Genomic DNA, 26,913 nt, shown 5'->3' with positions numbered 1-26,913 from the left:
TAGCGCATGGTCAAGGCCATGGCAGGGGACTACGGTTAGCTCTCATGGCAGCGCAGCGTGCACAGGCTCAGGAGCGTTCGGTCGACGAACCGGACGGCTTCGGCGTGGCGGTGGTGCGTGAAGAGGGTAAGTGGCGGTGCACCGCGTTGGGCGCGGGCGCGCTGACCAGCCTGTCCGCCGCCGAGACGGAGCTGCGTGAGTTACGCAGCGCGGGTGCTGTTTTCGGGATCCTGGACATCGACGACGAGTTCTTCGTGATCGTGCGCCCCGCACCGTCGGGCGCCCGTCTGCTGCTGTCCGACGCGACCGCGGCGCTGGACTACGACATCGCCGCCGAGGTGCTGGAGAAGCTCGACGCGGACTTCGACGACGACGAACTCGAGAGCGCCGACCCGTTCGAAGAGGGTGACATCGGCCTGCTGTCCGACATCGGCCTGCCCGAAGCCGTGATGGGTGTGATCCTCGACGAGAGCGACGACCTCTACGCCGACGAGCAGGTCGGCCGGATCGCGCGGGAGATGGGTTTCGCCGACGAGCTGGCCGCCGTGCTGGACCGATTGGGCCGGTGACCGACGAGCAGCTGATCCAGGCTGCCCTGGCCGCCGCCGCTGCGGCGGGGCCGCGCGACGTGCCGATCGGCGCGGTGGTCGTGGCTGCCGACGGCACGGAGCTCGCCCGGGCGGCCAATGCGCGCGAAGAGCTGGGTGATCCGACCGCACACGCGGAGATCCTCGCGCTGCGTGCCGCGGCCGCGGTGCACGGCGACGGGTGGCGGCTCGAGGGTGCGACGCTGGCGGTCACCGTCGAGCCGTGCACGATGTGCGCGGGCGCGCTGGTGATGGCGCGGGTGGCGCGGGTGGTGTTCGGCGCGTGGGAGCCCAAGACCGGGGCGGTCGGCTCGCTGTGGGATGTGGTGCGCGATCGTAGGCTCACGCACCGGCCGCAGGTCCGTGGCGGCGTGCTCGCCGAGTTGTGCGCGGCGCCGCTCGAGGAGTTCTTCGCCGGCCAGCGCTGACAGCCGGTTTGGGTCGTGGGCGCTTGCTCGGTAAGCTGCCACACGGTGGCGTGTCCGAGCGGCCTAAGGAGCACGCCTCGAAAGCGTGTGACGGGTAACCCCCGTCCGAGGGTTCAAATCCCTCCGCCACCGCCAAAGCCCCGAGTCTGCGATCCAGACGCGGGGCTTTTTCTTTTCTGCGCTTCCCGCGCTGTTACCCTCCCGTCAATATGGGGGCTCGTCAGGCAGTTCGCGAGATATCGGGGGTAGCGATGGGGCATTCCGCCTGGGTTGGCCGGGTCGGGGCGTTGGCCGTCGTTCTCGGGATCGGATTGGCCGTCACCGGCGCACCGGCGGTTGCGTGGGCTGACACGGGCGACGCGGCCGGGGAGACGACGTCGGCCCTCGACAGCGGTCAGCGTGCGGTCGAGCGACCGACCGCGGCGCACGACACATCGAGGGACAAGTCGGCGACCGAACGACGCAAGACCAGGAGGGCCCACCGAGCCGAGGGCGAGCCTCAGGTGTCGAAGCGCCGCGTGCGAGCGAGCGAACGGGCGATCGATGCGGAGCCGACCGAAGACCGCGTCGAGCCCGTGCGGGCCCAGGCGGCGCCGACTGCCACCCGCCAGGCCGAGCCGGTGGCCGAGCGCCCGATCGCCGCTGAACCGGTGGCCCGAATCGAGACGGCCGCACCGACGCGGATGCCGATCGTCCGCACGGTCCTGCGTGCCGTCAGTGATGCCGTCGCCTCGCGTTCGGGGCACGGCACGCAGCCCGAAACCCCGTTGCTGTGGGGCCTGGTGGCCTGGGTGCGCCGCCAGATGCACGATCAGGATTCCGTGAGCGCAGCCGCGCTGGCGGCCGTGAACAATGCCCCCGTCGCCACCGGCGACGTCTACGCCGGCCTCGAAGACAAGACCATCAAGGGCAATGTCTTGGACAACGACACCGACGCCGACGGCACCGCGTTGGTCGCCACCGTGGTGGCCGGGCCGTCCTACGGGGTGGTGGCGCTGAGCTCCAACGGCGCGTTCGTCTACACGCCGACCACCAACTATCACGGCGTCGATACGTTCAGCTACAGCGCATCCGACGGCGCTGCGGCGAGCAACGTCGCGGTCGTCACGCTGACCGTGGCCGCAGTCGACGACATCGTGTTCCAGTTCACCTACGGCAATGGCGCGCAGTACTGGGCGCCGCAGGCCAAGGCGGCACTGCAGGCGGCGGCCAACCGTCTGTCGGAGTACATCGCCACATCGAGCCCGGTCACGCTGACCTACCACGTCACCGGCGAAAACAATTCGTCGGCAACGTATTTGGCGACGGGCGGCACGAATTTCGGCGTCCCCAGTCGGCCGGCCTTCTCCAACGCCATGATCACGAAGGTCACGTCGCGGTTCCACACCGACGCGAACCGCAGCGCCGCCGACGGCAACATGCTGGTCAATTTCTCGTACCCGTACTACTCGTATGACGATTCACCGGCGGTCAACGAAGTCGACTTCCAGACCGTGGTGATGCACGAACTCCTGCACAGCCTCGGCTACCAAGCCCTCCTGGACGGCGGGCAGACCAGCCGGAGATCCTGGCTGACCTATGACAAGTTCATCGTCGATGCGAACGGAACCCGAGTCATCAGCAGTCGAGGCCGCTTCACCAGCGCCTACGCCGCCAACCTGTCGGGTGCCAACGGCGGTCTCTTCTTCGGCGGTGCGAACGCGGTAGCTGCCTACGGCGGACCCGTTCCGCTGCAATCCCTTTCGCTGTCGCACCTGCGGCTGTCGACATTCCCCTACAGCGGGCCGGACGCGAAGTTGATGGGACCGGTCGCACCGAACGGCAAGACGCTGCGCGTACTGAGTCCCGTGGAGTCGGCCATCCTGCGCGACCTCGGATACACGGTGGTGTCGCCGGCGCCGTCGGTGTTCTCCGCCGCAGCCGTGAACCTGTGACCGCTGCTACGTCAGGATCAGAACCGCGGCGTGGCCATCGTGGTCACCGGTGGTGACCGTGTCGGTGTTGTAGGCGTTGTCGAGCGCGATCTGCCCGGCGCAAGTGGCCCGCCCGCTGGCGACCATCTTCGCGGCCAGCGCGTCACGGGCGACGTTCGACGAGACGTAGAGATGCGCGGGGCGCCCCTGGTAGGTGCCCCACTCCTCCTCGCTGAACGTCCCGCTCCACACGTAGCCTCCGGGCGTGGCCACCGGCGCGGGGCCGAAGATCCGGCCATGGTTGTTGGTCTCGAAGAAGACGTTGTCCGAATAGCCCTGCAGAAGACCGCTCGGCTGCTGGCGATATGCCTTGCCGTTGATGATGCCGCGGAAGCCGCCCGTGTGGATGGGCTGCGGCGGGAAGCCCGACGCGCGCATTGCCCTGTTCAGCCGGAGCCTGGCCTGAAAAGCGTTCGTGGACTTGGTGTCCACGATGACGATGTTGACCGGCTCGAGCAGGCTCTTGCCGTCCTCGCGTTGGCCGCCGTAGTCCGAGATCTGACCGCTGGGCTCGACCATCCACTTGCCGATGCTGCCGTACTGCGTGCTCACCTGGTCGGTCGGCGCCGGTGTGACCGGCTCGACGTCGGTCGTGGCGGCCGCGCGCTCGGCCCGGCGATCGGCGGCGGTCTCGAACTCCTGCCGCACGACCTCGAGTAGTGCGAGCACGGGCCGAGCGTTCTTCCGGACCGAACGAGGCCGGCTCGTCGGCCCGTCGGCTACCGAGGTATCGGCTACCGCGGTGTCCACCGAAGCCTTCTTCCCGGCGCGCCTGGATACACGGACCGACGGCCCGGCGTCGACCGCCGTCGCGCTAATCGTCGAGGCCACCGACCTGGTAGCCGCGGTGCCCCGGTCGTTGCCCACGGAATCATCAGCGTGGGCGACCGCTGTGCCGCCGGCGACGGCGGCGCCGACGCCGAGCGTGACGGCGAGCAGCCCGACACGTCCGATGCGCGCCTGTGATCCGTGTCGCGAAGCCCGTTGCTGCGCAGCAACGCAGGTCGCACTGTGCCGTCCCATGGCCGTACCCCTCGTCCCCCCGGCGGCGGCGCGCGACGTGCGCGGCGCAGTCGGCCGCCCGCGAGTCTATGGGCTGATCATGAAGTTCACAGCAAAGTCGGCGATGATAGCCATCGGTTCCATGCAAAAGGCCCGCCACCGCGGGGGTGACGGGCCCTTCGACGAATTGCGCCTACTTCTTGAAGGCGTCCTTCACGTTTTCGACGGCGTCCTTGAGGCTGGACTTGGCCTGGTCCACCTTGCCCTCGTTCTCGGTGCTCTTGTCGCCAGTGAGCTTGCCGAAGCCTTCCTTGGCCTTGCCGCCGAGGTCGTCGATCTTGTTGCTGGCCTTGTCGTCGGCGCCCATGTGAGTGGTCCCTTCGCTCTGGTGTTCAGCCCGTAGGTCGGGCCGTTGCGAGGGGAGTACCTGAACGGTCCGAGTTTGAAACACGCCGTCATGAGTCGATCTTGCCGACCGCGTCACACGGCGGCGGGCACCTCGGCGGGTGCAGGCTCCACCGTCACCTTGATCGCTTCACCGTTCTTGACGATCTGGAAGGCGTCGAGCACGTCGTCGAGCGGGATGTGACGGGTGATGAGGTCCTTGACCGGCACCTGCCCGGTGGAGATGTACTCCAACGCCCGCTTGTTGTGCTCGGGCGCCGACCCATTGGCGCCGTGGATGTGCAGCTGTCGATAGTGGACCAGGTTCGAGTCGCAGGTGATCGTCGGGTCGGTCTTCGGCAGGCCGCCGAAGAACGAGATCCGGCCGTTGCGGGCGGCCATCGAGATAGCTTGCTCCTGAGCAACATTGGCGGCGGTCGCGGTGATCACCACGTTGGCTCCGCGGCCACCGGTGAGCTCCATGACGCGCTCGACGACGTCGACCTCGGCACCGTTGATGATCTCGTCGGGACCGACCGCATCGGCCGACATCTGAAGTCGGGCGGCGTTGACGTCGACCAGGTACACCGGGCCGCAGTTGTGCACGCCGCGGGCGATGCGGATGTGCATGCAGCCGATGGGCCCCGCGCCGAAGACCACCACGGTGTCGCCCTCTTCGATACCGAGCAGCTCTTGGGCGTTGATCGCGCAGGCGAACGGTTCTGCGGCCGAGGCTTCGTCGAAGCCGACGTTGTCCGGAATGCGGTTCAGGCCATCGACTTTGAGCACCTGGCGCGGCACGATCATGTATTCGGCGAAGCCGCCGTCGTACTGGTAGCCCATCGACGTCTGGTTCTGGCACACCGCCATCCAGCCCTTGCGGCACTCGTAGCATTCACCGCACGGCACCGCCGCGATGACCTGCACGCGGTCGCCGACCTCCCAACTGCTGCCGTAGGTGGCGTTCACCTCTGAACCCACCTCGACGATCTCACCGGCGATCTCGTGTCCGATGGTGCGCGGGGGCGTCAGGTTCTGGTGGCCGTTGTAGAAGATCTTGACGTCGGTGCCGCAGGTCGAACAGTTGCGCACGCGCAGCTTGACCTCGTCGGGTGCGCAGTCGGGTTCCGGCACGTCTTCCAGTCGGACGTCTTCGGGGGCGTAGAAGCGCAGTGCCTTCATCGTGGTGTCCTCTCGTCGGCGACATGCTCGCTGGTGTGCTCTTCAGCACTCTATCCGCCATACGGGCATAAAACCACCACATATTCTGACCGAATGTGCCCGAGTGCTTGCGCACATGCCCGTTTGTGAGGTCTACTGGACGATGTGACCGGCGTCACCGGCGAGAATCGGAGGAGCTCCATGTCAACAGCAACCCAGGACACACCGCCCCGTGTCGGGGCCCGGGTACGCGTCCAGAAATTCGGCACGGCCCTGTCCAACATGGTCATGCCCAACATCGGCGCGTTCATCGCGTGGGGCCTGATCACCGCACTGTTCATCGAGCAGGGCTGGCTGCAGGGCATCTTCTCCGCGTTGAAGAACCCCGACGGCTGGGTGGCCCACATCGGTGGCTGGGGCTCCTATGACGGCGGCGGCATCGTCGGCCCGATGATCACCTACCTGCTGCCGATCCTGATCGGCTACACCGGCGGCCGGATGGTGCACGGCAACCGCGGCGCGGTCGTCGGCGCCATCGCCACGATCGGCGTGGTGACCGGTGCCGACGTGCCGATGTTCATGGGCGCCATGCTCATGGGCCCGCTCGGTGGCTGGTGCATGAAGAAGCTCGACGCTCTGTGGGAAGGCAAGGTCCGCCCCGGGTTCGAGATGCTGGTCGACAACTTCTCCGCCGGCATCCTCGGCATGCTGCTGGCGATCCTCGGGTTCTTCGGTGTCGGCCCGATCGTCTCGGCGTTCACCCGCGGCGCCGGCAACGCCGTGAACTTCCTCGTCGACAACGACCTGCTTCCGCTCACCTCGCTGCTGATCGAACCGGCGAAGGTGCTGTTCCTGAACAACGCGATCAACCACGGCGTGCTGACCCCGCTGGGCACCACGCAGGCCCTGGAGACCGGCAAGTCCATCCTGTTCCTGCTGGAGACCAACCCCGGCCCCGGGCTCGGTGTGCTGTTGGCGTTCATGTTCTTCGGCCGCGGTGCGGCGCGGGCCTCTGCCCCCGGTGCGGCGATCATCCAGTTCTTCGGCGGCATCCACGAGATCTACTTCCCGTACGTGCTGATGAAGCCCAAGCTCCTCGCCGCCACCATCCTCGGCGGCATGACCGGTGTGTTCATCAATGTGTTGTTCGGCTCGGGGCTGCGCGCACCGGCTGCACCGGGATCCATCATCGCGATCTACGCCCAGACGCCGGGCAACAGCTTCGTCGGCGTGACGCTGGCCGTGCTGGGCGCCACCGCGGTGTCGTTCGCGGTCGCCGCGTTCCTGCTGAAGACCGACAAGGACACCGACGAGCCCGACCTGGCGGCCGCGACGGCCAGCATGGAGTCGATGAAGGGCAAGAAGTCCAGCATCGCGTCGGCTCTCACCGGCGGGGTCGCGACCAAAGCGGGACCCATCCACGCCATCGTCTTCGCCTGCGATGCCGGCATGGGCTCGTCGGCCATGGGTGCGTCGGTGCTGCGCAGAAAGATCCAGAGTGCGGGCTTCGGTGATGTGAAGGTGTCGAACGCGGCGATCTCCAATCTGACCGACACTTACGACCTCGTCGTGTCTCATCGCGATCTGACCGATCGGGCACGCCAGCGCACGCCGTCGGCCCTGCACGTCTCCGTCGACGATTTCATGGCCAGCCCCCGCTACGACGAGATCGTCGGCACACTGGCCGAGACGAACGGGGCAGCGGGCGCCGACGCGACACCGGTACCCGACGAGCCCGCGCCGGCCACCGACGGCGACGTCCTTTCCCTGGAGTCGATCGTGCTCGCGGGCTCGGCCCGCAGCGCAGCCGACGCCATCGACGAAGCAGGCCAATTGCTGGTCGCCGCAGGTGCAGTCGAGCAGGCCTACGTGACCGCGATGCACGACCGGGAGAGCTCGATCTCGACCTACATGGGCAACGGTCTGGCGATTCCCCACGGCACCAACGAGGCCAAGGACGCCATCCGGCGCACCGGGCTGTCGTTCGTGCGCTACCCCGAGCCGATCGACTGGAACGGTAAGCCGGCCGAGTTCGTGGTCGGGATCGCCGGGGCCGGAAAGGATCACATGGCGCTGCTGACGAAGATCGCGCAGGTGTTCCTCAAAGCCGACGACGTCGCCCGGCTGCGGGAGGCCACGACGGCCGAGGAGATCAAGGCGATCCTGACTTCAGCCGACTAGCGTGACGTCGGTGGATTCCGACACCCGCCAGAGCAGGATCGTCGAGTTCGCCCGCACCCGTGGCCGGGTCGAGGTGGCCTCGCTCGCGACAGAACTCGACGTCGCGAGCGAGACCATCCGCCGGGATCTCAAGGTGCTCGCCGGTCGCCGGCTGCTCAAGCGGGTGCACGGCGGCGCGGTGCCGCTGGAGACGGCGTCCTTCGAGTCCGGTGTCGAATACCGCAGCCAAGTCGATTCCGCGCAGAAGCACCGCATGGCCATCGCGGCCAGCGAACTGCTGCACGGTGCCGAAACCGTCTATCTGGACGAGGGTTTCACGCCCCGTCTGATCGCCGAGCGGTTGGCCGAGAAGGAGCTGACGGTGGTGACGTCGTCACTGCTCGTCGCCGAGGCGCTGGCTCACAGCAGCACCGTCACCGTGTTGCTGCTCGGCGGTCGGATGCGAGGCAGGACCCTGGCCACCGTGGATCACTGGGCCGTGGACATGCTCTCCGGCCTGGTGATCGACGTGGCTTTCCTGGGCACCAACGGAATCTCGCTCGAGCACGGGTTGACGACACCCGACCCGGCGGTGGCCGCCGTGAAGAGCACCGCGGTGCAGGTGGCCCGACGGCCCATCCTGGTGGCGGCACACTCGAAGTTCGGTGAGAGCAGCTTCTGCCGCTTCGCGAAGGTGTCGGACTTCGAATCGATCGTCAGCGGAGCCGAACTCGACACAGCGATCGCCCGCCGCTACGAGGCTCTCGGTCCGGTGGTGATCCGCGCCTGATCATTCGTCGTTGTCCACGCGCTTGATCATTCGTCGTCGTCGACGACGGTGTAGAACGAGTCACCGTCCTCGGGTGTCCCGTCGATCTGACCGAGGTCACGACGGTCGGTCCGCACCTCGGGATCGCCCGGGGGCAGCACGTCGGGCTCCTCGGCGGCGAGGCGCTCGTCCAGGCTCTCGTCGTCCTCCGCCTCGATCCACTGGTCGGGCGGATCGACGACGATGTCGCCGTCGTCGTTGCGCACCTCGTCGGAATCCAGGGACTCACTCGGCCCGAGGGTGTTGTCGGGTGCTGCGTCGTCGTAATCGCCGTTGCGGTCCATGACAGAGGAGTCTGCCTCAGCCGTAGAACATCACCGAGTAATCGGCGGACCACGCGCCGCCGGCGCACTTCAACGGCACGCCGTCGGGTGACTGGGCCACCCCCGTCGAGTCGCCGCACGGCGAGCGCAGCAGCTTGACACCGACCAGTGGCGGGAACGACACCCACATGCGCTTCGAACTGCACGCCAGTGTGTTGCCGCTGGCGTCGAGGCCGAAGTTGTAGCGGGTGGTCTGGTTGCATTCACCGCCGACATGCACCCCGCGGTCCACGTACGGGACGCATGCGGCGTTGTCGCAGGCGCCCGGCGACGCCGTGGCGTTTCCAGCGCCGAGCCCCAGCACAGGAGCGACGAGCAGACCACCGGCAAGGGCGAGCAGACCTTTCATGCCCTGCAGCCTAAGTGGTCCGCCCGTACTCCCGAGCGGGGTTTGCCGGCATTGGCCGGATATAGCGCGCTCCGATGAGTCAGGGACAGGTGACCTCGATCTCGAACGGCTTGCTGACCGGTTGCAGCGGGTTGGCCATGTCGACGCCCGTGGCGGTGCCGGAGATCTTGTAGGTCTTGTCGTCCTTCTCGACCTTGGCCTCACCCTGACCCGCAGCGCTCGCGTAGGTCAGTGAGACGCCGTTGACGTTGCCCAGTCCCACCGATACCACCGAGGGGCTGTCACCGGCGGTCACGACCGCGCCGAGGCCACCGGTCGCGTTGCCGATCGCGATGTTGGTGTTGCCGCCCGCATCGGTGCAGACCACGTTGCCCTCGATCGCCTGGTCCTTGCCGTCGATGGTGACGGTGGACTTGCCCTGCGCCGCCGCGACGGACGAGGTCTCTCCTGATGTCTCGGACTTCTTCTCGGAGGAACAGCCTGACAGGCCGGCGATGAGGACCGCTGCGCCGCCGACGGCGACCAGGATTTCACGCTTCATCACGGGTTCTCCTTCGTGTAGTGGCGATCCGCCGCTGGATCACCGCGGTCAGTATGGGTGCCGAGCCGCGGCGGATTAGCCAAATTACGAAAAAGTGACCGGTACGCGATCGGGCCTGTCAACAGGAGACGGCGATGGTGAACGTGCCTGACGTGCGGAAGCTCGGGTTGTCGGTGGCGAAGCCGTCCGCCGTGCCGGTGATCTCGTAGGTGCGGCCTGTCATGCTGACCGAGGCCTCACCCCCGAGCCCCGCGTTGTAGCTGCCGGTGAATCCGCCGAGATCGTTGATGCCGACCTGGCGCACGCTCAGACCCTCGGCTGCGGACACGAGCGCCGAGGCGCCGCTCGTGCCGTCACCGGTCTCGATCGTCATGAGTGGCCCCGCCGGTGTGCAGCGCACGGACTCCGTGCTGCCGAGGTCCTGGCCGTTGACGGTGAGCTGTGCGGTGCCGGCGACCAGCTGGCCCGGTGGCGGCTCGTAGGGTGGCGGGGCCGACGAACATCCGGCCAGGACCGTCGCCGCCACACCGGCCCACGCGCCTCGCATCCTCACAGTGGAAGAATCTACGTCCGTGCCGCCCCCTGACACCCGCGATCCGTTTTTCTGCGTCGACGCGGAGTTGCCGGGACGGCGGGGTCGCGCCGGTGTCATCCACACTCCGCACGGTGAGATACGCACCCCGGCGTTCATCGCGGTCGGCACCCAGGCCACCGTCAAGGCGGTCCTGCCCGAGACCATGAAAGACCTTGGTGCGCAGGCGATCCTGGCCAACGCCTACCACCTCTACCTGCAACCCGGCGCCGACATCGTCGACGAGGCCGGCGGCTTGGGCGCGTTCATGAACTGGCCGGGCCCCACGTTCACCGACAGCGGTGGTTTCCAGGTGATGTCGCTGGGCGTCGGGTTCAAGAAAGTGCTCGCGATGGACACCACCCGGGTCCAGACCGACGACATCATCGCCGAGGGAAAGCAGCGGCTCGCCCACGTCGACGACGACGGTGTCACGTTCCGCTCGCATCTCAACGGTTCGATGCATCGCTTCACCCCGGAGGTGTCGATCGGTATCCAGCATCAGCTCGGCGCCGACATCATCTTCGCGTTCGACGAGCTGACCACGCTGGTGAACACCCGCGGCTATCAGGAGCAGTCGGTCGAGCGCACGCACCGCTGGGCGCAGCGCTGCCTGGTCGAACACCGCCGGTTGACCCAGGTGCGCGCCCACAAGCCGCGGCAGGCGCTGTTCGGCGTGGTGCAGGGCGCCCAGTACGAGGATCTGCGCCGCCAGGCCGCGCGGGGGCTGACCGAGATCGTCGACGACGACGGTGCCGGGTTCGACGGCTACGGAATCGGTGGCGCGCTGGAGAAGCAGAACCTCGCCACGATCGTCGGCTGGGTCACCAGCGAACTGCCCGACGACAAGCCACGGCACCTGCTCGGCATCAGCGAACCCGACGACCTGTTCGCAGCGGTGGAGGCCGGCGCGGACACGTTCGACTGCGTCTCGCCCTCGCGGGTGGCCCGGAACGCGGCGATCTACTCGGCGGACGGCCGCTACAACATCACCGGGTCCCGGTATCGCCGCGACTTCACCCCGCTCGACGCCGAGTGCGACTGCTACACCTGTGCGCACTACACCCGGGCCTACCTTCGTCACCTGTTCAAGGCCAAGGAGATCCTCGCGTCGACGCTGGCGACGATCCACAACGAGCGTTTCGTGGTCCGGCTGGTCGACGACATGCGCGCGGCGATCCTCGCGGGCCGGTTCGACGAGCTGCGCGAGCACGTGCTGGGCCGGTACTACGGGCGCGCGCACAATAGGGCATGACCCCAGGGAGGACCGAACAGTCGCCGGACGTCTTGCTGCGCGAACTCCTCGACCCCGCCCACCGCGCCGATCCCTATCCGCTCTACGCCGCGTTGCGCGACCACGGCCCGCTGCTGCTGCCCGGCCACAACCTCGCGGTGTTCTCGTCGTACGCCGACTGCGACGAGGTGTTGCGCCATCCCGCCGCCTGCAGTGACCGGTTGAAATCCACGGTTGCGCAGCGCGCGATCGCCGACGGCGCCCCGGCGCGCCCCCTGGGGCCGCCCGGCTTCCTGTTCCTCGATCCGCCCGATCACACGCGGCTGCGTCGGCTGGTCAGCAAGGCGTTCGTGCCCAAGGTGGTGCGCGCGCTGGAACCCGACATCACCAGCATGGTGGACCATCTGCTCGACGACGCGGCGAGCACCTTCGACGCGATCGCCGGTCTGGCTCATCCGCTCCCGGTCGCAGTGATCTGCCGGCTGCTCGGGGTGCCCGTCGCCGACGAGCCACGCTTCCGCGACGCCTCGGCGCTGCTCGCCCAGGGGCTGGACCCGTTCGTGTCCATCACCGGCGCCGCCGGTGACGGTGTCGAGGAGCGGTTGCAGGCCGGCCGGTGGCTGCGGGAGTACCTGCGCGGGTTGATCGCCGACCGACGCCGCGAACCGGGCGAGGATCTGATGTCGGCGCTGGTCGAGGTCGAAGAGTCCGGCGACGTGCTCACCGAGGACGAGATCGTCGCGACGTGCAATCTCCTGCTGATCGCCGGACACGAGACCACGGTGAACCTGATCGCCAACGCGACGCTGGCGCTGCTGCGTCACCCCGGGCAGTGGGCTGCGCTGCGCCGCGACCCGGGCCGCGCCGGCGCGGTGATCGAGGAGACGCTGCGCTACGACCCGCCCGTGCAGCTGATCGGCCGGGTCGCGGGGGAGGACATGACGATCGGCTCGGTGCGCGTGCCGAAGGGTGACAACATGCTGCTCCTGCTGGCTGCCGCGCATCGCGATCCGGCCGCGACGGACCGGGCCGACGAGTTCGATCCCGACCGCCCGGTGATCCGTCATCTCGGGTTCGGCAAGGGCCCGCATTTCTGCCTCGGTGCTCCGCTCGCGCGGCTGGAGGCCACCGTGGCGCTGACCGCGCTGACGGCCCGGTTCCCGGACGCGCGCCTGGCCGCCGAGCCGGCCTACAAGCCGAACGTCACCCTGCGCGGCATGGAGGACCTGTCGATCACGTTGTGAGGCAGGCTAACTGAGCGCCGCGATGACCTCGCCGGCCGCGCGCTCGCCCGCTTCCACCGCACCCTCCATGTAGGCGCTCCAGTGCGTCGCGGTGTCGGTCGAGGCCCAGTGGATCACGCCGATCGGCTCGGCGAGAGCCGGCCCGTAGGTGGTCCACACGAGCGGTCCGCAGTTGGCGTTGTAGCAGCCGCGCGTCCACTGCCGGCTGCCCCATTCGCCGTCGATGTAGAGCTGGGGGTGCGCCGCGCGGTCACCGTAGTGGCGGACCAGCTCGGCCGTCAGCGCCGCACGCCGGTCCTCCTCGGACCACCGCAGGTGCGTGCGCGCCTGTTCGCCTTCCAGGAACAGCAGGATCACGCCGCGGTCGTCGCCGGGGACGCAGGTGTCGTTCGACATGCGGGCGGGTCCGATGTCGGAGATCAGCTGGCCGTTGCAGCCGTCGGCACGCCAGAACGGCTCGTCGTAGACGAAAAATGCTTTCATCGCAGCGGAATTCGGCATGCGCTGGGTCAGCTGGTCACGGTAGCCCGACAGCGGCGGGTCGTAGGAGATCCGGCCGGCCAGCATCGGCGAGATCGCCACGATCACCCGGCGGGCCCGCGCGGTCCGGCCTCCTCGGGAGTGCACGGTGACGCTGTCGGCGGTGTGCTCGATCAGCTGCACCGGAGCCTGGAGCACCAGATGGCTTTCGGCCAGCGCCGCCAACCGATTCGGGATCTCGGCGGTACCACCGACGAAGCGGGTCGTCTGCGCTCCACCTTCGGATTCGGCGAACAGTTCGGCGGTCACACCGCACGTCTGGATCGTGAAGAGCAGATGCAGGAACGACACCTCGACGGTCGGGACCGCGAGGATTCCCACCGTGCAGATCTCCAGCAGGGTGCGCGCGACCGGGGAGAGCCCCTGGCCGTCGTACCACGCGCCGGCGGTGATGGCATCCCACTCCGCGGCGTGCGGCGCCGTCCACGGCGCCTCGGGCGGCACCTCGGCCGCGAGCTCGTCGAGCAGGCGCAGCACCTTCTCCAGCTCGGCGAGCTCTCCGCCGAATCGGCGGTGGAACTCGTTCTCGCGCAACACCCCTGATCCGGCGAGCTCGTAGGTCGTCTCACCCTCGTCGTACTGTGGGTAGGTCTGCACCCCGAGTTCGGCGGCGAGTGCGAACATCCGATGGTGGGTGTCACCGATCCACTGGGCCCCCAGCTCCACGGGCAGGCCCGGTGCCACCTCTTCGGTGAGGACGCGACCGCCGACGCGCTCGTCGGCCTCCAGGATCAGCGGGGTCAGACCGGCCGCGAGAACTGTGCGCGCCGCGATCAATCCGGAGATTCCCGCGCCGACGATGACGACGTCCGCCTCGAGTGCTGCCATGCCGACAGCCTCTCACGGTGACCTAGAGCGGGTTGAGAATTCGCTGCAGGAACTGCCGGGTGCGGTCGTGCTGTGGGTCGCCGATCACCGCGGCAGGCGGGCCCTGCTCGAGGATCACCCCGGCGTCGGTGAACAGCACCTGATCCGAAACCTGCTTGGCGAACTGGATCTCGTGAGTGACGATCACCAGGGTCCACCCCTCCACAGCAAGATCCCGGATCACCGCGAGTACCTCGCCGACCAGTTCTGGGTCCAGCGCGGAGGTGGGTTCGTCGAACAGCACCACCTTCGGTTTCAGGGCGAGTGCGCGGGCGATCCCCACCCGCTGCTGCTGTCCGCCGGAGAGCTGGAACGGGTACTGGTCGCGCTTGTCGGCCAGCCCGACCTGTTCGAGAAGCGTCACCGCCTCGGCGTTCGCCTCCTCGCGCGGGCGCTTCTGCGCGACGACCGGACCTTCGGTGACGTTCTCCAGCACCGTCTTGTGCGGAAACAGGTTGTGCGACTGGAACACCAAGCCGCTCTGGGCCCGGTACTCCCGGAGCACGTTCTTGGCCACAGGTGCGCTGAAGTCGACCTCGACATCCCCGACCCGGACCACGCCGGCGTCGGGAGCGTCGAGCGCATTGAGCGTGCGCAGCAGCGTGGTCTTGCCCGATCCGGAGGGGCCGATGACGGTGGTCGCCGAGCCGCGCGGCACCGTGAACGACACGTCCTTGAGCACCTCCAGCGGGCCGAACGACTTCCGCACGCCGGTGGCGACGATCCTGTCTTCGCTCATCATCTTCTTCTCCTCGCGCACGCGCTCGTCATCTCGCCACGTATCTCTCCAGTCGATGCTCGATTCTGGCTTGCCCGAAGGACAGCACCAGGCAGATCACCCAGTAGTAGACGGCGGCAGTGCCGTAGAGCGCGAAGAACTCGAACGTCGGCGCCGCGATGATCTGCGCCTGCCGCAGCAGTTCGGTGACCAGGATGGTCGACGCCAGCGACGTGTCCTTCACCAGGGAGATCAGCGTGTTCGACAGCGGCGGTACCGCAACGCGGGTGGCCTGGGGCAGGATGATCCGCCGCAGGGTGCCGGTGTAGTCCAGGCCGATGGTCTGCGCCGCCTCCCACTGGCCCTTCGGGATGCTCTGGATCGCCGACCGGATGATCTCGGCGGCGTACCCGCCGACGTTGAGCGAGAACGCGATCACCGCTGCGGGGAACGGATCGATCTTGACGCCGAACTGGGGGAGGGCGAAGAACACGATGAACAACTGGACCAGCAGCGGGGTCCCGCGGATCACCGAGATGTAGAACCGGGCCACGTTGCTGGCCACCACGTTCGACGACAGCCGCGCCAGCGCCACCGCGAGGGCGATCACCAACCCGAGAGCGAAGCTGATGACGGTCAGCGGGATCGTCATCGTCAGTGCCGCCCGGGCCAGCGGCCAGAGGTTCTCCCGAACCAACTGCCAGGCGGACCGTGCCTGCGGCGCGCCGTCGGCCCCTTGATCGGCTGAGGCCGGCGCGCCGGAAGCGTTGGCGTTGAGGTACTTCTGCGAGATCTGGGCCAGCGTGCCGTCGGCGCGCAGCTGGTCCAACGCCGTGTTCAGTTCAGGCAGCAGCCCGCTGTCCTTGCGCGCGGCGAAGCCCTGTTCGCTCTTCTCTCCCACGGTGCCTGCGATCTTCACCGAGGCGTCTTTGGTCTCTGCCAGGTAGGCGTAGACCGCGATGCTGTCGTTGATCACGACGTCGACGCGGCCCTGGCTGAGCAGGGTGATGGCCTGGGTGAACCCCTCGACCGATTCCACCCGGGCGCCGGCCTTGCGGGCGACCTCGGACCAGTTGCTGGTGGCGTTCTCGGCGGCCACCTCACCCTTCAGGTCGGCGGTCGACGTGATGGAGGTGTCGTCCGCGCGGGTGACGATGACGCCCTCGCCGACTGAATACGGCTGCGAGAGATCGTATTTGGCCTGCCGTTCGGGATTGATCGTGACCTCGTTGGCGACCACGTCGAAGCGGTCGGCCTCCAGCGCGGCGAACATCGAATCCCATGGAGTCTCGACGAACTCGACCCGTACGCCGAGTTTCTCGCCGACAGCCCGCGCCACGTCGACGTCGTATCCGACCAATTCGCCGGTAGCGGCGTCGTGGTACGAGAACGGGGCGTACACGCCTTCCGTCCCGACCCGCAGCACACCGGCCGACGCGATCGGCGTGTCGCCGCCCCCGGAGGAGCCGGCGCACCCGGCGAGGATCAGCGCCGCGAGGAGCAGAACCGCGAGCAGCGCGCGGTGTGGTCGATGCATCGGCCGCACGCTAGCAACACCGTGCGTCGACCGGAAGGGTTGTGATCACCCGGGCAGATATACCCACGGCGAGCGGGGTAGACGCGCCGGATCGAATTCGTCGAGCATGCCGTCCACCGTGGCCGCGGTGTATCCGAGAGAGTCCGCGATCAGGCGCAGCGCCCGCTCGACACCGATCTCGGCGAGTGTGACCGCGCCGTCCCGCTTCGCCAACCGGGCGCCGTCGGCGTTGAGCACCAGCGGGACATGGGCGTAGACCGGTACGGGGTGGCCGAGGAGTCGAGCGAGGTAGGCCTGCCGGGGGGATGAGGGCAGCAGGTCGTCGCCGCGCACCACCTGGTCGATTCCGGCCTCGGCGTCGTCGACGACGACTGCGAGGTTGTAGGCGGGCACCCCGTCGCCGCGGCGCACGACGAAGTCGTCGACCAGACCCGTGTAGTTGCCGTGCAGCAGGTCGTGCACCGTCGCCGTGGTCGTGTCGGTGCGCAACCGCAGCGCCGGGGGTCGCCCGGTGTCCGCACGCCGCTGCGCCCGCTCGGCGGCGGTGAGATCGCGGCACGTCCCCGGATATGCGCCCTCGGGGGCGTGTGGAGCGCGAGGCGCCTGCGCGATGTCGCGTCGGCTGCAGTAGCACTCGAAGAGCAGGCCCCGCGCGGCGAGACCGTCGACGACGGCGTCGTAGCGGTCCGGGTGATCGGTCTGCCTGGTGGCCGGTCCGTCCCACGTCACGCCGATCGCGGCCAGGTCGGCGAGCTGGCGGTCGGCGATGTCGGTGTGGGTGCGATCGTCGAGGTCCTCGACGCGCATCAGGAACCGGCGCCCCGTGGAGCGGGCGAACAGCCAGGCCAGCACCGCGGTGCGGAGGTTCCCCAGGTGCAGGTCGGCCGACGGGCTCGGGGCGAATCTGCCGGCGCCGGGACTGGTCACCGTGTCACTGTGTCAGACGGCGCGCCGGTCCTGGCTCTGCAGTGCGACCGATGCCGCGGCCACCGCGGGCGCGACCCCGACACCCCGGCCCTGCGCGGTGACCGCGAGCCGGGTGCGGTCGCCGCGGAACAGGTCGCGGGAGAATTCGCACGGGGTGTCGTGCTGGTCGTAGGTGATGCGGGTGATGAGCAGCAGCGCCGAGTTCGGCTTGATGCCCAGCAGGTTGGCCTCTTCGCCGGTGGCGTTGACCGCCTCGATGCGCTCGTCGGCGCGGGCGGCCACCAGACCGTACTGGCTCTCCAGGATCTCGTAGAGCGAGCCGCCGAGCTGCTGCTCGAGCAGACCGGGAAACGCGTCCGCGGGAAATTGCGCCGATTCCAGAGAGATCGGCGATCCGTCGGCCAGGCGCACGCGCTGGATCTCGATGACGAAGTCGTCGGCGGCCAGCCCCAGCGCCTTCTGCGACGTGGCGTCGGCGGCGCAGATCTTGGTGGACAGCACCCGGGTACCCGCGACGTAACCCTGGCTGGCGAGGAACGCGGGGACGCCGACGACGTCGCCGAGGCTGCGCTGCACCTGGGCGTGGCTGATGAAGATGCCGCCGGCGCGCCCGATGACACGATCGACGAGACCGGCCTCCTCCAGTGCGGCGAGGACCTGCCGCAGGCTGGAACGGCTGGTGCGGTAGCGGTCGGCGAGCTCACGTTCGCTGCCGAGTTTGGTGCCGGGCGCCCCGGCGTTGATGTCGGCCACGATCCGGCGCCGCAGATCCTCGCTGTGCGTGGCCACCGCGCCTCCTCACGCCTGAAATTGGTACGTCCAAATCAGGATACGTGCTACTCAGAGGTCGGCGAGCGCCTCTGCGGATTCGGGCAGGATCTGTCCACCGTCGACGACCAGCGTCTGGCCGGTGATGTAGGCGGCCTCGTCGGTGGCGAAGAACAGTGCGGCGTTGCCGATGTCGGCGACGGTGCCGAGCGTGCCGGTGGGGATGGCGGCCTTCATCTGGTCCATGTACTGCTCACCCATCTCGACGAGGCCCTCGGTCAGGATGTTGCCGGGAAGCACCGCGTTGACGGTGATCTTCTTGCGCGCCAACTCGATGGCCGCCGTGCGGAGGAAGCCGAGCTGCGCGGCCTTGCTGGCGCCGTAATGCGACCAGCCGGGAAAACCCGTGATGGGTCCCGTGATCGACGAGGTGAGCACGATGCGGCCGTGGCCGCTGGCGGTCAGTGGCTCCAGTGCCGCCTGCACGATGTAGAAGGTGCCCTTGACGTTGGTGTCGAGCACCTGGTCGAGGTCGTCGGGGGTCATCTCGCTCAGCGATGCCGAGGGGAAGATGCCCGCGTTGGCACACACGATGTCGAGCCCACCGTGGCGTTCGACGGCGGCATCCACTGCTGCGCGGCAGTCCTGCGGACTCGTCACATCGGCGGTCAGGCCGCTCACCGTGCCCGGCAGATCGGCGAAATCGGCCACGGTTCGGTCAATGTCGGCCTGGGTGCGTGCGGTGAGCACGACATTGACGCCGGCGCGGGCGAAGACCTCGACGATGCCGCGGCCGATGCCCTTGCTGCCACCGGTCACGATGGCGGTACGACCCTGCAGGGAGGTGAACATGGACAACCTTTCGAATGTCAGGTCAGCGAGTGACCGTCGGAGGACAGATACTTCTCGGCGAGGGTGCAACTGCCGGCGGCGTAGGTGACGGAGATGGCCTGCGACTCGCGGGAGTGGCTGTGCGTGCCCATCCAGGCCAGCAGCAGCATCCGGCGCAGCAGGACGAACGATGCCAGCATGTCCTCGTCGGCGGCGGACATCTCGCGGCGGGTGCGGTATCCGGTGACCCAGGCGTCCTGCCAGTCCGGTACCGAGGGGTGGTCTTCGAAGAATGACACGGCGGTGCCGAAATCGTAGAAATACCAGCCGAATCCGCAGTCATCGAAGTCGATCACCGTGATGGTGTCGCCGTCGACCAGCAGGTTGGCCAACCGCAGATCGGCGTGCACCAGGCCGAACGTGTCACTGCCCGTGCCGTATTCGGCGAGCCGCCGGCCCAGCAGCTGCTCAGCCCGGTCCAGGACCTCTGCCTCGGGTTCGCCGACCCCGATCGCGTCACTCCAGCGTCCCCACCGCGGCGAGGCACCCAGGCTGTGCTCCCAGTCCCACGCGAACCGGCTGAACGCCGGGGGGCGCTGCCAGCTGCGAGCATGGTCGTGCAGCGCGGCGGTGATACAGCCAAGCGTGTGGAAATCCGTTCTGCTGAGCGTGTTCTCGTCGGGTTCGGCGCCGGGCACCATCTCGAAGTGCACGACGTGGCGCTGCGCACCGTCGTGCTCGACGGTGACGACACGACGCCCGTCACGGGTCGGGACCACCGTCGGTACCGTGATGTCACTGTCGCGGCGCAGGGCATCCAGCCACGTCAGCTCGGACTCGATCTGATCGGCACGGTGGTAGTTCTTGCGGTGCACCCGCAGAATCGACCGGTGCCCGCAGCCGGGCTCCTCGACGGCGAATGTGGCGTTCTCCGAGAGGTTCAGCAGACGCAGCGCCGAGCCCGGCGGCAAGTCGAAATCCTCCAGTGCCTTCTGTGCGACGACCTCATCACCGCCGAGGTCACCGCCGAGGTCCTCGCTCAATGGTCCCGCCCCTCGATTCCCTGCAGCACCGTCGTGATCGCCTCGCGTGCGGTCACCACGTCATCTGTGCTGCCGCTGATATAGAGGCGGCCCGCCGCGCCGATCATCTGCACGTCCACCAGCGTCAGGCCGGGCGCGGCGCGCTCTGCCTCGTTGGCGGCCACCGCGGCGAACAGCGCCGGTGTCATCTCGTAGACGAGCAGCGACTGGCCCGGCAGCACCATCGAGGCCTGTCGGTTGCGGTTGAGGATCACCGCGTGCTGGTCGGTGATGTCGGCGATCACGTCGTGGTAGAGCACCCGCGGACGCAGCTGATCCGACGCCGAACTCTTCGTTCCGTTCAGGATCGCCTCACCGGCCCGGCGGACATCGGCCAGATCGCTCGAGTGGATCTCCAGCACGCCGAACTGGCGTTCCACGTAGAGGATTCCGGGCTGGATGCCCGGCACCTCGCGCAGCGCGAGGTCAATGACCCGCTCGATCGCCAGAGCCGGCGACACCTCGACGATGAGCGCGTGCTCACCGGCGTACGGCGGGTAGCCCCTGGCCCGGGTCGGTGTGCCGAGATAGGCGGCGAACTGCTGCTGCAGATCTTCGACGAGCAGGTAGACGCGGATGTCGGTCCGTGTCGGTGCGTCCGTGGCGGCCATCGGGTGAGGTTACTGCGCGGCGACGGAGAAGTGCGCGCCGAGCTCGTTGTGCGGGCGCGGGATCACGTGCACGCTGATGAGCTCGCCGACCTGAGAGGCGGCCTCGGCGCCGGCTTCGGTCGCGGCCTTGACCGCGCCCACCTCGCCGGTGACGATCACGGCGACCAGGCCGTCACCGACTTGCTGACGGTCGGTGATGGTCACGTTGGCGGCCTTGACCATCGCGTCCGCCGCGGCGAGCGCCGCGACGAAGCCCTTGGTCTCGATCATGCCGATCGCGTTGCTGGCCATGGTTTCTCCTTTTGTGTGGGTGGTGATGACGGGTGTTCGGGCTATTCGTTGGAGTCGATGGAGCCGATGATCAGGGCGTCGACCGGCGGGGGCGTGCCGGTGAACCAGCTCGCCGCCACGGAGCCCTGGGTGATCAGGACGTGTTCGCCGACTCCGCTGCCCAGGACGTCGAAGGCGATCAGCCGCGATCCGGAGCCGTCGACCTCGACTTCGAGAAGGGCGCCGGCGGGGAGACCGTCGATGCGTCGGGTCGACCAGACCTGACCGGTGACCGTGCCACGGATCATGTTCGCTCCTTGTGGATCGTCACGCCCAGTGCACGGGCGCGTTCGCGGGCCAGCGGGGTGAGCACGGCCTTGGGGCCGAGGACCAGGGATGAGCCGGATGCGGCGATGTCGGCGATCTGCCGCTCGGTGACGGCGCCGCGCTCGATGCGTCGGCTGCTGCCCGCGCCGCCGCGTTGCGTGCCTGCCAGCTGGAAGGACAGCCGGCCGTGCCGCAGGTCCGCGCGGGTCTTGGGATTCTCGAACAGCCGCAACAGGTTCCGGACGAACGCGTCGAGATCGCGGTCGTTGGCGATCCGCACGGTGTCCACCCGCGACCGCTCGTCGGCAGCCAGCGGACCGGTGGCCACCGGGCCTTCGGGCGGGCGGGGGGCCGGCGGTGGGGCTGACGGCTGCTGAGCCGGGCGGGGTGGTGGCGCGGGCTTGAGGTCGCCGATGGCCTCCCGGATCACCTCGCGCACCATCTGGCGCAACGCATCCCGGTCGACGCTCATCGCACGCTCCGGGCGAGGGCCTCTTCGGCGGCGGCTGCGGCCTGGCGGATGTCGGACTCGCTACCGGAGAGGTAGACCCGGCCCGTGGCACCGATCATGCGGAAGTCGACGACCTTGATGTCGGCGGCCTTCTCGGCCTCATTGGTGGCCAGGATCGCGTACGACGCGGGCGCGACCTCGAGCACGTACAGGGTCTCGCCGGCCAGCACCATGGACCCGATCTTGTTGCGGTTGATCAGGAATGCGTGCTGGGAGTCGATGCTGGAGATGATGCGCGACGCCAGGATCTGAGGCGGTTTGATGGCGTCGGTCCCTGCATCGCCGTCGCGGCCCAGCTCGGCCAGCGCCGCGTCGGCGGCGGACTGCACCGCGTCGGTGTCGCCGTGGAACTCGAGGTAGCCGAACTGACGCTCGACGACGAGCACGCCGGCCTGGACCTCGGCATGCTTGAGGGCGACATCGGTGACACCTTCGATGTCCAGACCCGGTGCCACCTCGATGATCTGGGCTGCCACCCCGGCACGCGGCAGGGCGCCTTTGATCCAGGTACCCAGGTACGACATCGTCTGCGGCTGGAGCCGATCGATGAAGATGAACGAACGCAGTTCAGCCACGGGTCACCTCTTGATCAGTTGGGCGAGTTCTTCGGCCACCATCGCGCGCAGCTCGGCGCGCAGCGCCTCGATGCCCGGGTCGGCGGCGCGACGGGAAGCGCTCGGGCGGCTCACCGGTGCGGCGGGCGCGGCGCCGGACGTGTCGTTCGACGCGCGCGGGTACGCGGGCACCTCGTCGGTGGGGGAGCGCCACGGCGAGAGGCCGGCGAAACTGGGCATCGTCACGCCGGCGTCGGCGTTGTAGGCGATCCGCGTCCAGTTCATCAGGTTCTCGGGCTGCAGGTTCTCCCCGATGGAGCTGCGCCCGACGAACCCGGTGCCGATCGTCATCGACGGGGCGAGGTTGGTCTCCAGCCCGGAGCTGCCGGTGCTGTTCCCGACGTTGACCGACACCCGCAGAACCGGCACGTTGGCTGCGAATTCCGTGATCACGGAGGCGCTTTCGCTGTGGATGGCAGCCGAGTGCCCGGCCCCGGCGATGCGGACCACCGCGCGGGCTGCGCGGATGCCGCGCGGCGCGTCGGCGACCGTGGTCATGCCGAGCACAGGGCTCAACTTCTCGTGGGTGAGCACCTCCTCACCGATCAGATCGGTGAACGGGGCGATCAGCACCTTCGTCTTCGGCGTCACCCGCAGCCCGATGCGCTCGGCGATCCAGGCGGCGTCGCGGCCGACGACCTCGGTGTTCAACGACCCGTCGGGGAACATGTACTCGCGCAGGCGCTGGGTGGCGTCGGCGTCGAGGACGTGGGCGCCGTGGCGGGTGAGCGCCGAGGTGAGCTTGCCGGTGATCGACTCCTCGGCGATCAGGACGGATTCGTTGGTGCACAGCACCGAGTTGTCGAACGCCTTGCTCTCGACGATGCGCCGCGCCGCGGCGTCGATGTCGGCCGTCGCGTCGACGAAGACGGGCACGTTGCCCGGTCCCACTCCCAGCGCCGGATTACCCGAGGAGTACGCCGCCCGCACGACGCCGGTGCCGCCGGTGGCGACGATGACGTCGGTGCGTTCGTCGCTCATCATCGCTTCGATCAGGGGGAGGGTCGGCTCGTCGATGACCGCGACGATGCCGTCGGGGGCACCCGCTGCGACGGCGGCCTCGGCCAGCAGGCGGGCCGCATCGGCCGAGCATTGGCGGGCCCGCGGATGCGGCGCGACGACCACGGCGTTGCGGGTCATCAGCGCGAGGATCACCTTGAAGTACACCGTGGCAACCGGATTGGTGGTGGGGCAGAGGGCGAGCACGACACCGGCCGGGCGGGGGATCTCGACGATCTTGCGGGCCGTGTCGATGCGCGGTGTCACGTAGTCCTGGTCGCGATAGAAGTCGACGATGCCGCGGGAGCAGGCGCGGTTCTTGACGATCTTGTGCTCGACGACGCCCATCTGCGTCTCGGCCACCGCGGCCGCGGCGAAGCGTTCGGCGTTGCGGTGCCCGGCGTCGGCGACCGCCTCGACGATGCGGGTCACGGCCGCCTGGTCGTACTCGGCGTAGGCGGCCGCGGCGAAGCGCGCCCGTTCCAGCATCTGACCTGCCTGCGCTACCGACATCACGGCTTCCTCCGTCCGGTCGCGGCCAGCTTCGCCCGTCCGACGGCGACCTCGACGCGGTCGAGCACGTCCTCGCACAGTTCACGGTTGAGCAGAAGGCCCGGTTTGAATTGCAGGACACGGGGATCGAGGGTGGAGAAGATCGCCCACACGCCGCCGCGGTAGAGCTCACGCATCACGAACTTCGCGCCCTCGGGGTGGTCGAATTCCAGCCCGATCACCACACCGTTCTGCCGGATTCCGACGAACCAGTCGGGATGGTCGGCCTGGATGCGGGTCAGACCGCGGGCGAAGATGTCCGCGATGTAATGCACCGAGGAGCGGACCTCGGGGCGACTGGTGATCTCGAGGGTCTTGAGGGCGGCCACGCAGCCGAGCTCGGCACCACCGAAGGTGGAGATGTGGCCGAAGCCGTCCTGCTCGAGCCATTGCGCGGCGCGGTCGCTGAGCAGTGCGGCGGTGATCGGGTACATGCCGCCGGACAGACCCTTGCCGGTGACCATGATGTCGGGCTCGATGCCGTGTTTGGTGATCGCCCACATCTCACCGGTCCGCATCAACCCGGTCTGCACCTCGTCGGCGATGTAGAGCGCGTCGTAGCGGACGCACAGGTCCTTCACCGCTTCCAGATATCCGATGGGCGGCAACGGGAATCCGTACGTGGCGGGAATCGTCTCCATGATCACTGCCGCGACGTCACGGCCGCGCAGCGCCTGCTCCATCGCGTCGGTGTCACCGAAGGGCACCTGCACGAACTCGTCAGGTCGGTCGGCGAGGAAGAGTTTGGCGAACCGGTCGTCACCGGTGGCGACCGCCAGCCCGGTGTGGCCGTGGTAGGCCTTGACGATCGAGACGATCTTGCGGCGCTGCATCGCATGGCGCGCGCTCTTGAGGGCGATGTCGATGGCCTCACCGCCGCCCGAGCCGAACGCCACCTTGGTCAGCGAGGCGGGTGCCGACTCGATCAGCTTCTGTGCCAATGCCGTTCGCGCGACCGAGGGGAAGTGGTGATTGCCGACGTCGAAGTACTGCATGCCTTCCGAAATGGCCGCCACCAGTTCGGGATTGCGATGACCGAGGTTGTAGGTGCCGCCGTTGAGGTGCATGTCGATGAGACGGCGCCCGCTCATGTCCCACAGGAAGTAGTCCTGTCGACGATCGATCACCAGGTCGACGCCGGAATCGGTCCAGAACTGCGTCTTGTCCGGGTTCCAGTACTCCTTGGCACGTTCGAGCACCTGTGCCTTGGATTCGAACGAGAACGTGCCGTAGTCGTACACGAAACTCCCTGTCGTCAGGTCGCGGGGGTTGACCAAAAGCTAAACGGTAGGACCATTTATGTCAACAGGTGCTGTTTGGGGTTGCGCGGTTGATTTGGTAGTGCCAATATGACCTTCGGCTTGCCTGTGGTCTAGGCCACAGGGGCTGACCATCATGGGTCTCTCCTTCACCTGGAAGGTGTCGTTTCAATGACAGAAGATGTCGTGCCCCGCCAGACATCAACCGATTCGGTGCAAAAGCTCAAACGCAATGCTGTCGGCACCATCGGGGTGATCTTCATGGCCGTCGCGACGGCGGCGCCGATCACCGCGATGGTCGGCAACGTGCCGATCGCCGTCGGCTTCGGCAACGGCTCCCACGCCCCGGCCGGTTACCTCGTCGCGACGATCGTGCTCGGTCTGTTCGCGATCGGATACGCGACAATGGCCAAGCACATCACGTCCACAGGGGCGTTCTACGGCTACATCTCCCACGGGCTCGGCCGCGTCATCGGCATGGCGAGCGGCCTCATCATCACGATGGCCTACGTGGTGTTCGAGGGCTCGCTGATCGGCATCTTCGCGTTCTTCTTCAAGAACCTGTTCTCCAGTCAATTCGGCATCGAGGTGCACTGGCTGGTCCCGGCGCTGCTGATGCTGGCGCTCAACTGCATCCTGACCTACTTCGATGTGAACCTCACCGCGAAGGTGCTCGGGGTGTTCCTGGTCACCGAGATCGTCATGTTGTCGCTCGGCGCGATCGGCGTCCTGATCAAGGGCGGCGGCCCCGACGGCTTCGCCATCGCCGAGACCCTCAACCCCATCGGTGCGTTCCAGCCCGCCGCGATCGCCGGTGCCAGCGCCGGCCTCGGCCTGTTCTTCGCGTTCTGGTCGTGGGTCGGCTTCGAATCCACCGCGATGTACGGCGAGGAATCCAAGGATCCCAAGCGAATCATCCCGCGCGCCACGATGATCGCCGTCCTCGGCGTCGGCATCTTCTACGTCTTCGTGTCATGGATGGCGATCGCCGGCACCGGCCCGCAGCAGTCCATCGAGCTCGCCCAGGACCCCAACACCAGCTCGGAGATCTTCTTCGGACCGGTGCGCAGCACCTATGGCGAATGGGCCATCACGCTGTTCAACATCCTGCTGGTGACAGGATCCTTCGCCTGCGGTATGGCCTTCCACAACTGCGCGTCGCGCTACCTCTACGCGATGAGCCGTGAGGGCCTGCACGCCGGCCTGCAGAAGACGCTGGGCGCCACACATCCCCACCACGGCTCGCCGCACATCGCGTCGTTCGTGCAGACCGGCATCACGCTCGTGTTGATCCTCGCGTTCTTCTTCGCGGGCATGGACCCCTACGTGCACATGTACACGCTGCTGGCGATCCTGGGCACCATGGCGATCCTGATCGTGCAGGCACTGTGCGCGTTCTCCGTCGTCGCGTACTTCCACTTCCACAAGAACCATCCGTCGAGTGCGCACTGGTTCAAGACGTTCCTGGCGCCTCTGCTCGGCGGCATCGGCATGCTGTACGTCGTCTACCTGCTCTGGGAGCACAAAGACGCAGCCGCCGGCGCCGCATCCGGCACATTGCTGTTCAAGCTGACACCATGGATCGTGGTCGGGCTGTTCGTGCTCGGGGCAGCACTGGCGCTGTACTTCAAGTACGCGGACAAGGATCGGTACGAACTGATCGGTCGGATCGTGTACGAGGACAACGAAGTTCGCGACTAGTTTCGTAACAAAG

The 26,913-nt window shown here is 67.9% G+C and carries 29 protein-coding genes and 1 tRNA gene; 9 read left to right on the top strand and 21 right to left on the bottom strand.

What is annotated here, in order from left to right; genetic code table 11:
* The first annotated feature begins 44 nt into the window (after nt 1-44).
* The 4 genes from ACZ50N_RS24855 to ACZ50N_RS24840 all read left to right on the top strand — a co-directional run bounded on the left by ACZ50N_RS24855 (nt 45) and on the right by ACZ50N_RS24840 (nt 2,949).
* Nucleotides 45-569, top strand: a complete 525-nt coding sequence (locus ACZ50N_RS24855; protein ID WP_464474036.1) for a tRNA adenosine deaminase-associated protein — start codon at nt 45-47, stop codon at nt 567-569.
* Nucleotides 566-1,015: a nucleoside deaminase gene (locus ACZ50N_RS24850; protein WP_046362965.1), complete on the top strand. Its 450-nt coding sequence runs from the start codon at nt 566-568 to the stop codon at nt 1,013-1,015. The genes ACZ50N_RS24855 and ACZ50N_RS24850 overlap by 4 nt, the downstream gene beginning before the upstream one ends.
* Before the next feature lie 44 nt (nt 1,016-1,059).
* Nucleotides 1,060-1,150, top strand: a tRNA-Ser gene (locus ACZ50N_RS24845).
* Nucleotides 1,151-1,266: 116 nt separating this feature from the next.
* Nucleotides 1,267-2,949: an Ig-like domain-containing protein gene (locus tag ACZ50N_RS24840; protein ID WP_464474035.1), complete on the top strand. Its 1,683-nt coding sequence runs from the start codon at nt 1,267-1,269 to the stop codon at nt 2,947-2,949.
* A gap of 6 nt (nt 2,950-2,955) precedes the next feature.
* On the opposite strand, the gene ACZ50N_RS24835 is transcribed toward ACZ50N_RS24840, so the two are convergent.
* The 3 genes from ACZ50N_RS24835 to ACZ50N_RS24825 all read right to left on the bottom strand — a co-directional run bounded on the left by ACZ50N_RS24835 (nt 2,956) and on the right by ACZ50N_RS24825 (nt 5,556).
* Entirely contained in the window at nt 2,956-4,011 is a 1,056-nt protein-coding gene (locus tag ACZ50N_RS24835; protein ID WP_464474034.1) for a hypothetical protein, read from the bottom strand.
* A gap of 172 nt (nt 4,012-4,183) precedes the next feature.
* Entirely contained in the window at nt 4,184-4,357 is a 174-nt protein-coding gene (locus ACZ50N_RS24830; protein WP_133414789.1) for a CsbD family protein, read from the bottom strand.
* 113 nt (nt 4,358-4,470) lie between these two features.
* Nucleotides 4,471-5,556 carry a zinc-dependent dehydrogenase gene (locus ACZ50N_RS24825; protein ID WP_464474033.1) on the bottom strand — a complete coding sequence of 362 codons (1,086 nt, stop codon included), beginning with the start codon at nt 5,554-5,556 and terminating at the stop codon, nt 4,471-4,473.
* 180 nt (nt 5,557-5,736) lie between these two features.
* Here ACZ50N_RS24825 and ACZ50N_RS24820 point away from each other — a divergent pair, with 180 nt between their 5' ends.
* Nucleotides 5,737-7,716, top strand: coding sequence for a PTS mannitol transporter subunit IICBA (locus tag ACZ50N_RS24820; protein WP_464474032.1), 1,980 nt, complete (start codon nt 5,737-5,739; stop codon nt 7,714-7,716).
* Between the two features lie 10 nt (nt 7,717-7,726).
* Nucleotides 7,727-8,485 (top strand): DeoR/GlpR family DNA-binding transcription regulator, encoded by a 759-nt coding sequence (locus tag ACZ50N_RS24815; RefSeq protein ID WP_046362986.1) that lies wholly within the window; start codon nt 7,727-7,729, stop codon nt 8,483-8,485.
* Between the two features lie 26 nt (nt 8,486-8,511).
* On the opposite strand, the gene ACZ50N_RS24810 is transcribed toward ACZ50N_RS24815, so the two are convergent.
* The 4 genes from ACZ50N_RS24810 to ACZ50N_RS24795 form a co-directional block, all read right to left on the bottom strand.
* Complete coding sequence (locus ACZ50N_RS24810) at nt 8,512-8,808, bottom strand: hypothetical protein (protein WP_464474031.1); 297 nt, start codon at nt 8,806-8,808, stop codon at nt 8,512-8,514.
* Between the two features lie 16 nt (nt 8,809-8,824).
* Nucleotides 8,825-9,196: a hypothetical protein gene (locus ACZ50N_RS24805; protein ID WP_046362959.1), complete on the bottom strand. Its 372-nt coding sequence runs from the start codon at nt 9,194-9,196 to the stop codon at nt 8,825-8,827.
* Nucleotides 9,197-9,275: 79 nt separating this feature from the next.
* Entirely contained in the window at nt 9,276-9,737 is a 462-nt protein-coding gene (locus ACZ50N_RS24800; RefSeq protein ID WP_464475706.1) for a lipoprotein LpqH, read from the bottom strand.
* Nucleotides 9,738-9,855: 118 nt separating this feature from the next.
* Nucleotides 9,856-10,284: a lipoprotein LpqH gene (locus tag ACZ50N_RS24795; RefSeq protein ID WP_046362957.1), complete on the bottom strand. Its 429-nt coding sequence runs from the start codon at nt 10,282-10,284 to the stop codon at nt 9,856-9,858.
* 25 nt (nt 10,285-10,309) lie between these two features.
* Between ACZ50N_RS24795 and tgt the strand changes: the two genes are divergently transcribed.
* Both tgt and ACZ50N_RS24785 read left to right on the top strand, forming a co-directional pair.
* A complete protein-coding gene (tgt, locus tag ACZ50N_RS24790; RefSeq protein ID WP_464474030.1) occupies nt 10,310-11,563 on the top strand; it encodes a tRNA guanosine(34) transglycosylase Tgt in 1,254 nt (417 codons plus the stop codon).
* Entirely contained in the window at nt 11,560-12,786 is a 1,227-nt protein-coding gene (locus ACZ50N_RS24785; protein ID WP_464474029.1) for a cytochrome P450, read from the top strand. The genes tgt and ACZ50N_RS24785 overlap by 4 nt, the downstream gene beginning before the upstream one ends.
* A gap of 6 nt (nt 12,787-12,792) precedes the next feature.
* Here ACZ50N_RS24785 and ACZ50N_RS24780 read toward each other — a convergent pair whose 3' ends face one another.
* Genes ACZ50N_RS24780 through ACZ50N_RS24715 form a run of 14 tightly spaced genes read right to left on the bottom strand, consistent with a single transcriptional unit; the run spans nt 12,793 to nt 25,181 of the window.
* A complete protein-coding gene (locus tag ACZ50N_RS24780) occupies nt 12,793-14,154 on the bottom strand; it encodes a flavin monoamine oxidase family protein (protein WP_464474028.1) in 1,362 nt (453 codons plus the stop codon).
* A gap of 22 nt (nt 14,155-14,176) precedes the next feature.
* Complete coding sequence (locus ACZ50N_RS24775) at nt 14,177-14,932, bottom strand: amino acid ABC transporter ATP-binding protein (protein ID WP_464475705.1); 756 nt, start codon at nt 14,930-14,932, stop codon at nt 14,177-14,179.
* A 28-nt stretch (nt 14,933-14,960) separates the two neighbouring features.
* Nucleotides 14,961-16,448 carry an ABC transporter permease subunit gene (locus tag ACZ50N_RS24770; RefSeq protein WP_464474027.1) on the bottom strand — a complete coding sequence of 496 codons (1,488 nt, stop codon included), beginning with the start codon at nt 16,446-16,448 and terminating at the stop codon, nt 14,961-14,963.
* A gap of 45 nt (nt 16,449-16,493) precedes the next feature.
* Entirely contained in the window at nt 16,494-17,375 is an 882-nt protein-coding gene (gene gluQRS, locus ACZ50N_RS24765; protein WP_464474026.1) for a tRNA glutamyl-Q(34) synthetase GluQRS, read from the bottom strand.
* Nucleotides 17,376-17,387: 12 nt separating this feature from the next.
* Nucleotides 17,388-18,164, bottom strand: coding sequence for a GntR family transcriptional regulator (locus ACZ50N_RS24760; protein WP_048422530.1), 777 nt, complete (start codon nt 18,162-18,164; stop codon nt 17,388-17,390).
* A gap of 51 nt (nt 18,165-18,215) precedes the next feature.
* Nucleotides 18,216-18,995, bottom strand: a complete 780-nt coding sequence (gene fabG / locus ACZ50N_RS24755; protein WP_046362951.1) for a 3-oxoacyl-ACP reductase FabG — start codon at nt 18,993-18,995, stop codon at nt 18,216-18,218.
* 17 nt (nt 18,996-19,012) lie between these two features.
* Entirely contained in the window at nt 19,013-20,017 is a 1,005-nt protein-coding gene (locus ACZ50N_RS24750) for a phosphotransferase enzyme family protein (protein WP_464474025.1), read from the bottom strand.
* Nucleotides 20,014-20,667 (bottom strand): microcompartment protein, encoded by a 654-nt coding sequence (locus ACZ50N_RS24745; RefSeq protein ID WP_046362949.1) that lies wholly within the window; start codon nt 20,665-20,667, stop codon nt 20,014-20,016. The genes ACZ50N_RS24750 and ACZ50N_RS24745 overlap by 4 nt, the downstream gene beginning before the upstream one ends.
* A gap of 9 nt (nt 20,668-20,676) precedes the next feature.
* Complete coding sequence (locus ACZ50N_RS24740; RefSeq protein ID WP_024447241.1) at nt 20,677-20,958, bottom strand: BMC domain-containing protein; 282 nt, start codon at nt 20,956-20,958, stop codon at nt 20,677-20,679.
* 41 nt (nt 20,959-20,999) lie between these two features.
* Entirely contained in the window at nt 21,000-21,245 is a 246-nt protein-coding gene (locus ACZ50N_RS24735; RefSeq protein ID WP_046362948.1) for a EutN/CcmL family microcompartment protein, read from the bottom strand.
* A complete protein-coding gene (locus tag ACZ50N_RS24730; RefSeq protein WP_046362947.1) occupies nt 21,242-21,736 on the bottom strand; it encodes a hypothetical protein in 495 nt (164 codons plus the stop codon). Before ACZ50N_RS24730 ends, ACZ50N_RS24735 begins: the two co-directional genes overlap by 4 nt.
* Nucleotides 21,733-22,350 carry a BMC domain-containing protein gene (locus ACZ50N_RS24725; protein ID WP_046362946.1) on the bottom strand — a complete coding sequence of 206 codons (618 nt, stop codon included), beginning with the start codon at nt 22,348-22,350 and terminating at the stop codon, nt 21,733-21,735. The genes ACZ50N_RS24730 and ACZ50N_RS24725 overlap by 4 nt, the downstream gene beginning before the upstream one ends.
* Nucleotides 22,351-22,353: 3 nt before the next feature.
* Complete coding sequence (locus ACZ50N_RS24720; protein ID WP_464474024.1) at nt 22,354-23,901, bottom strand: aldehyde dehydrogenase family protein; 1,548 nt, start codon at nt 23,899-23,901, stop codon at nt 22,354-22,356.
* Entirely contained in the window at nt 23,901-25,181 is a 1,281-nt protein-coding gene (locus tag ACZ50N_RS24715) for a class-III pyridoxal-phosphate-dependent aminotransferase (protein WP_048422534.1), read from the bottom strand. The genes ACZ50N_RS24720 and ACZ50N_RS24715 overlap by 1 nt, the downstream gene beginning before the upstream one ends.
* 189 nt (nt 25,182-25,370) lie before the next feature.
* Here ACZ50N_RS24715 and ACZ50N_RS24710 point away from each other — a divergent pair, with 189 nt between their 5' ends.
* Nucleotides 25,371-26,900 carry an APC family permease gene (locus ACZ50N_RS24710; protein ID WP_082163985.1) on the top strand — a complete coding sequence of 510 codons (1,530 nt, stop codon included), beginning with the start codon at nt 25,371-25,373 and terminating at the stop codon, nt 26,898-26,900.
* Nucleotides 26,901-26,913 lie beyond the last annotated feature (13 nt).

Source organism: Mycolicibacterium obuense (assembly GCF_055397605.1).
This window is presented reverse-complemented; position numbering and strand designations above follow the sequence as displayed.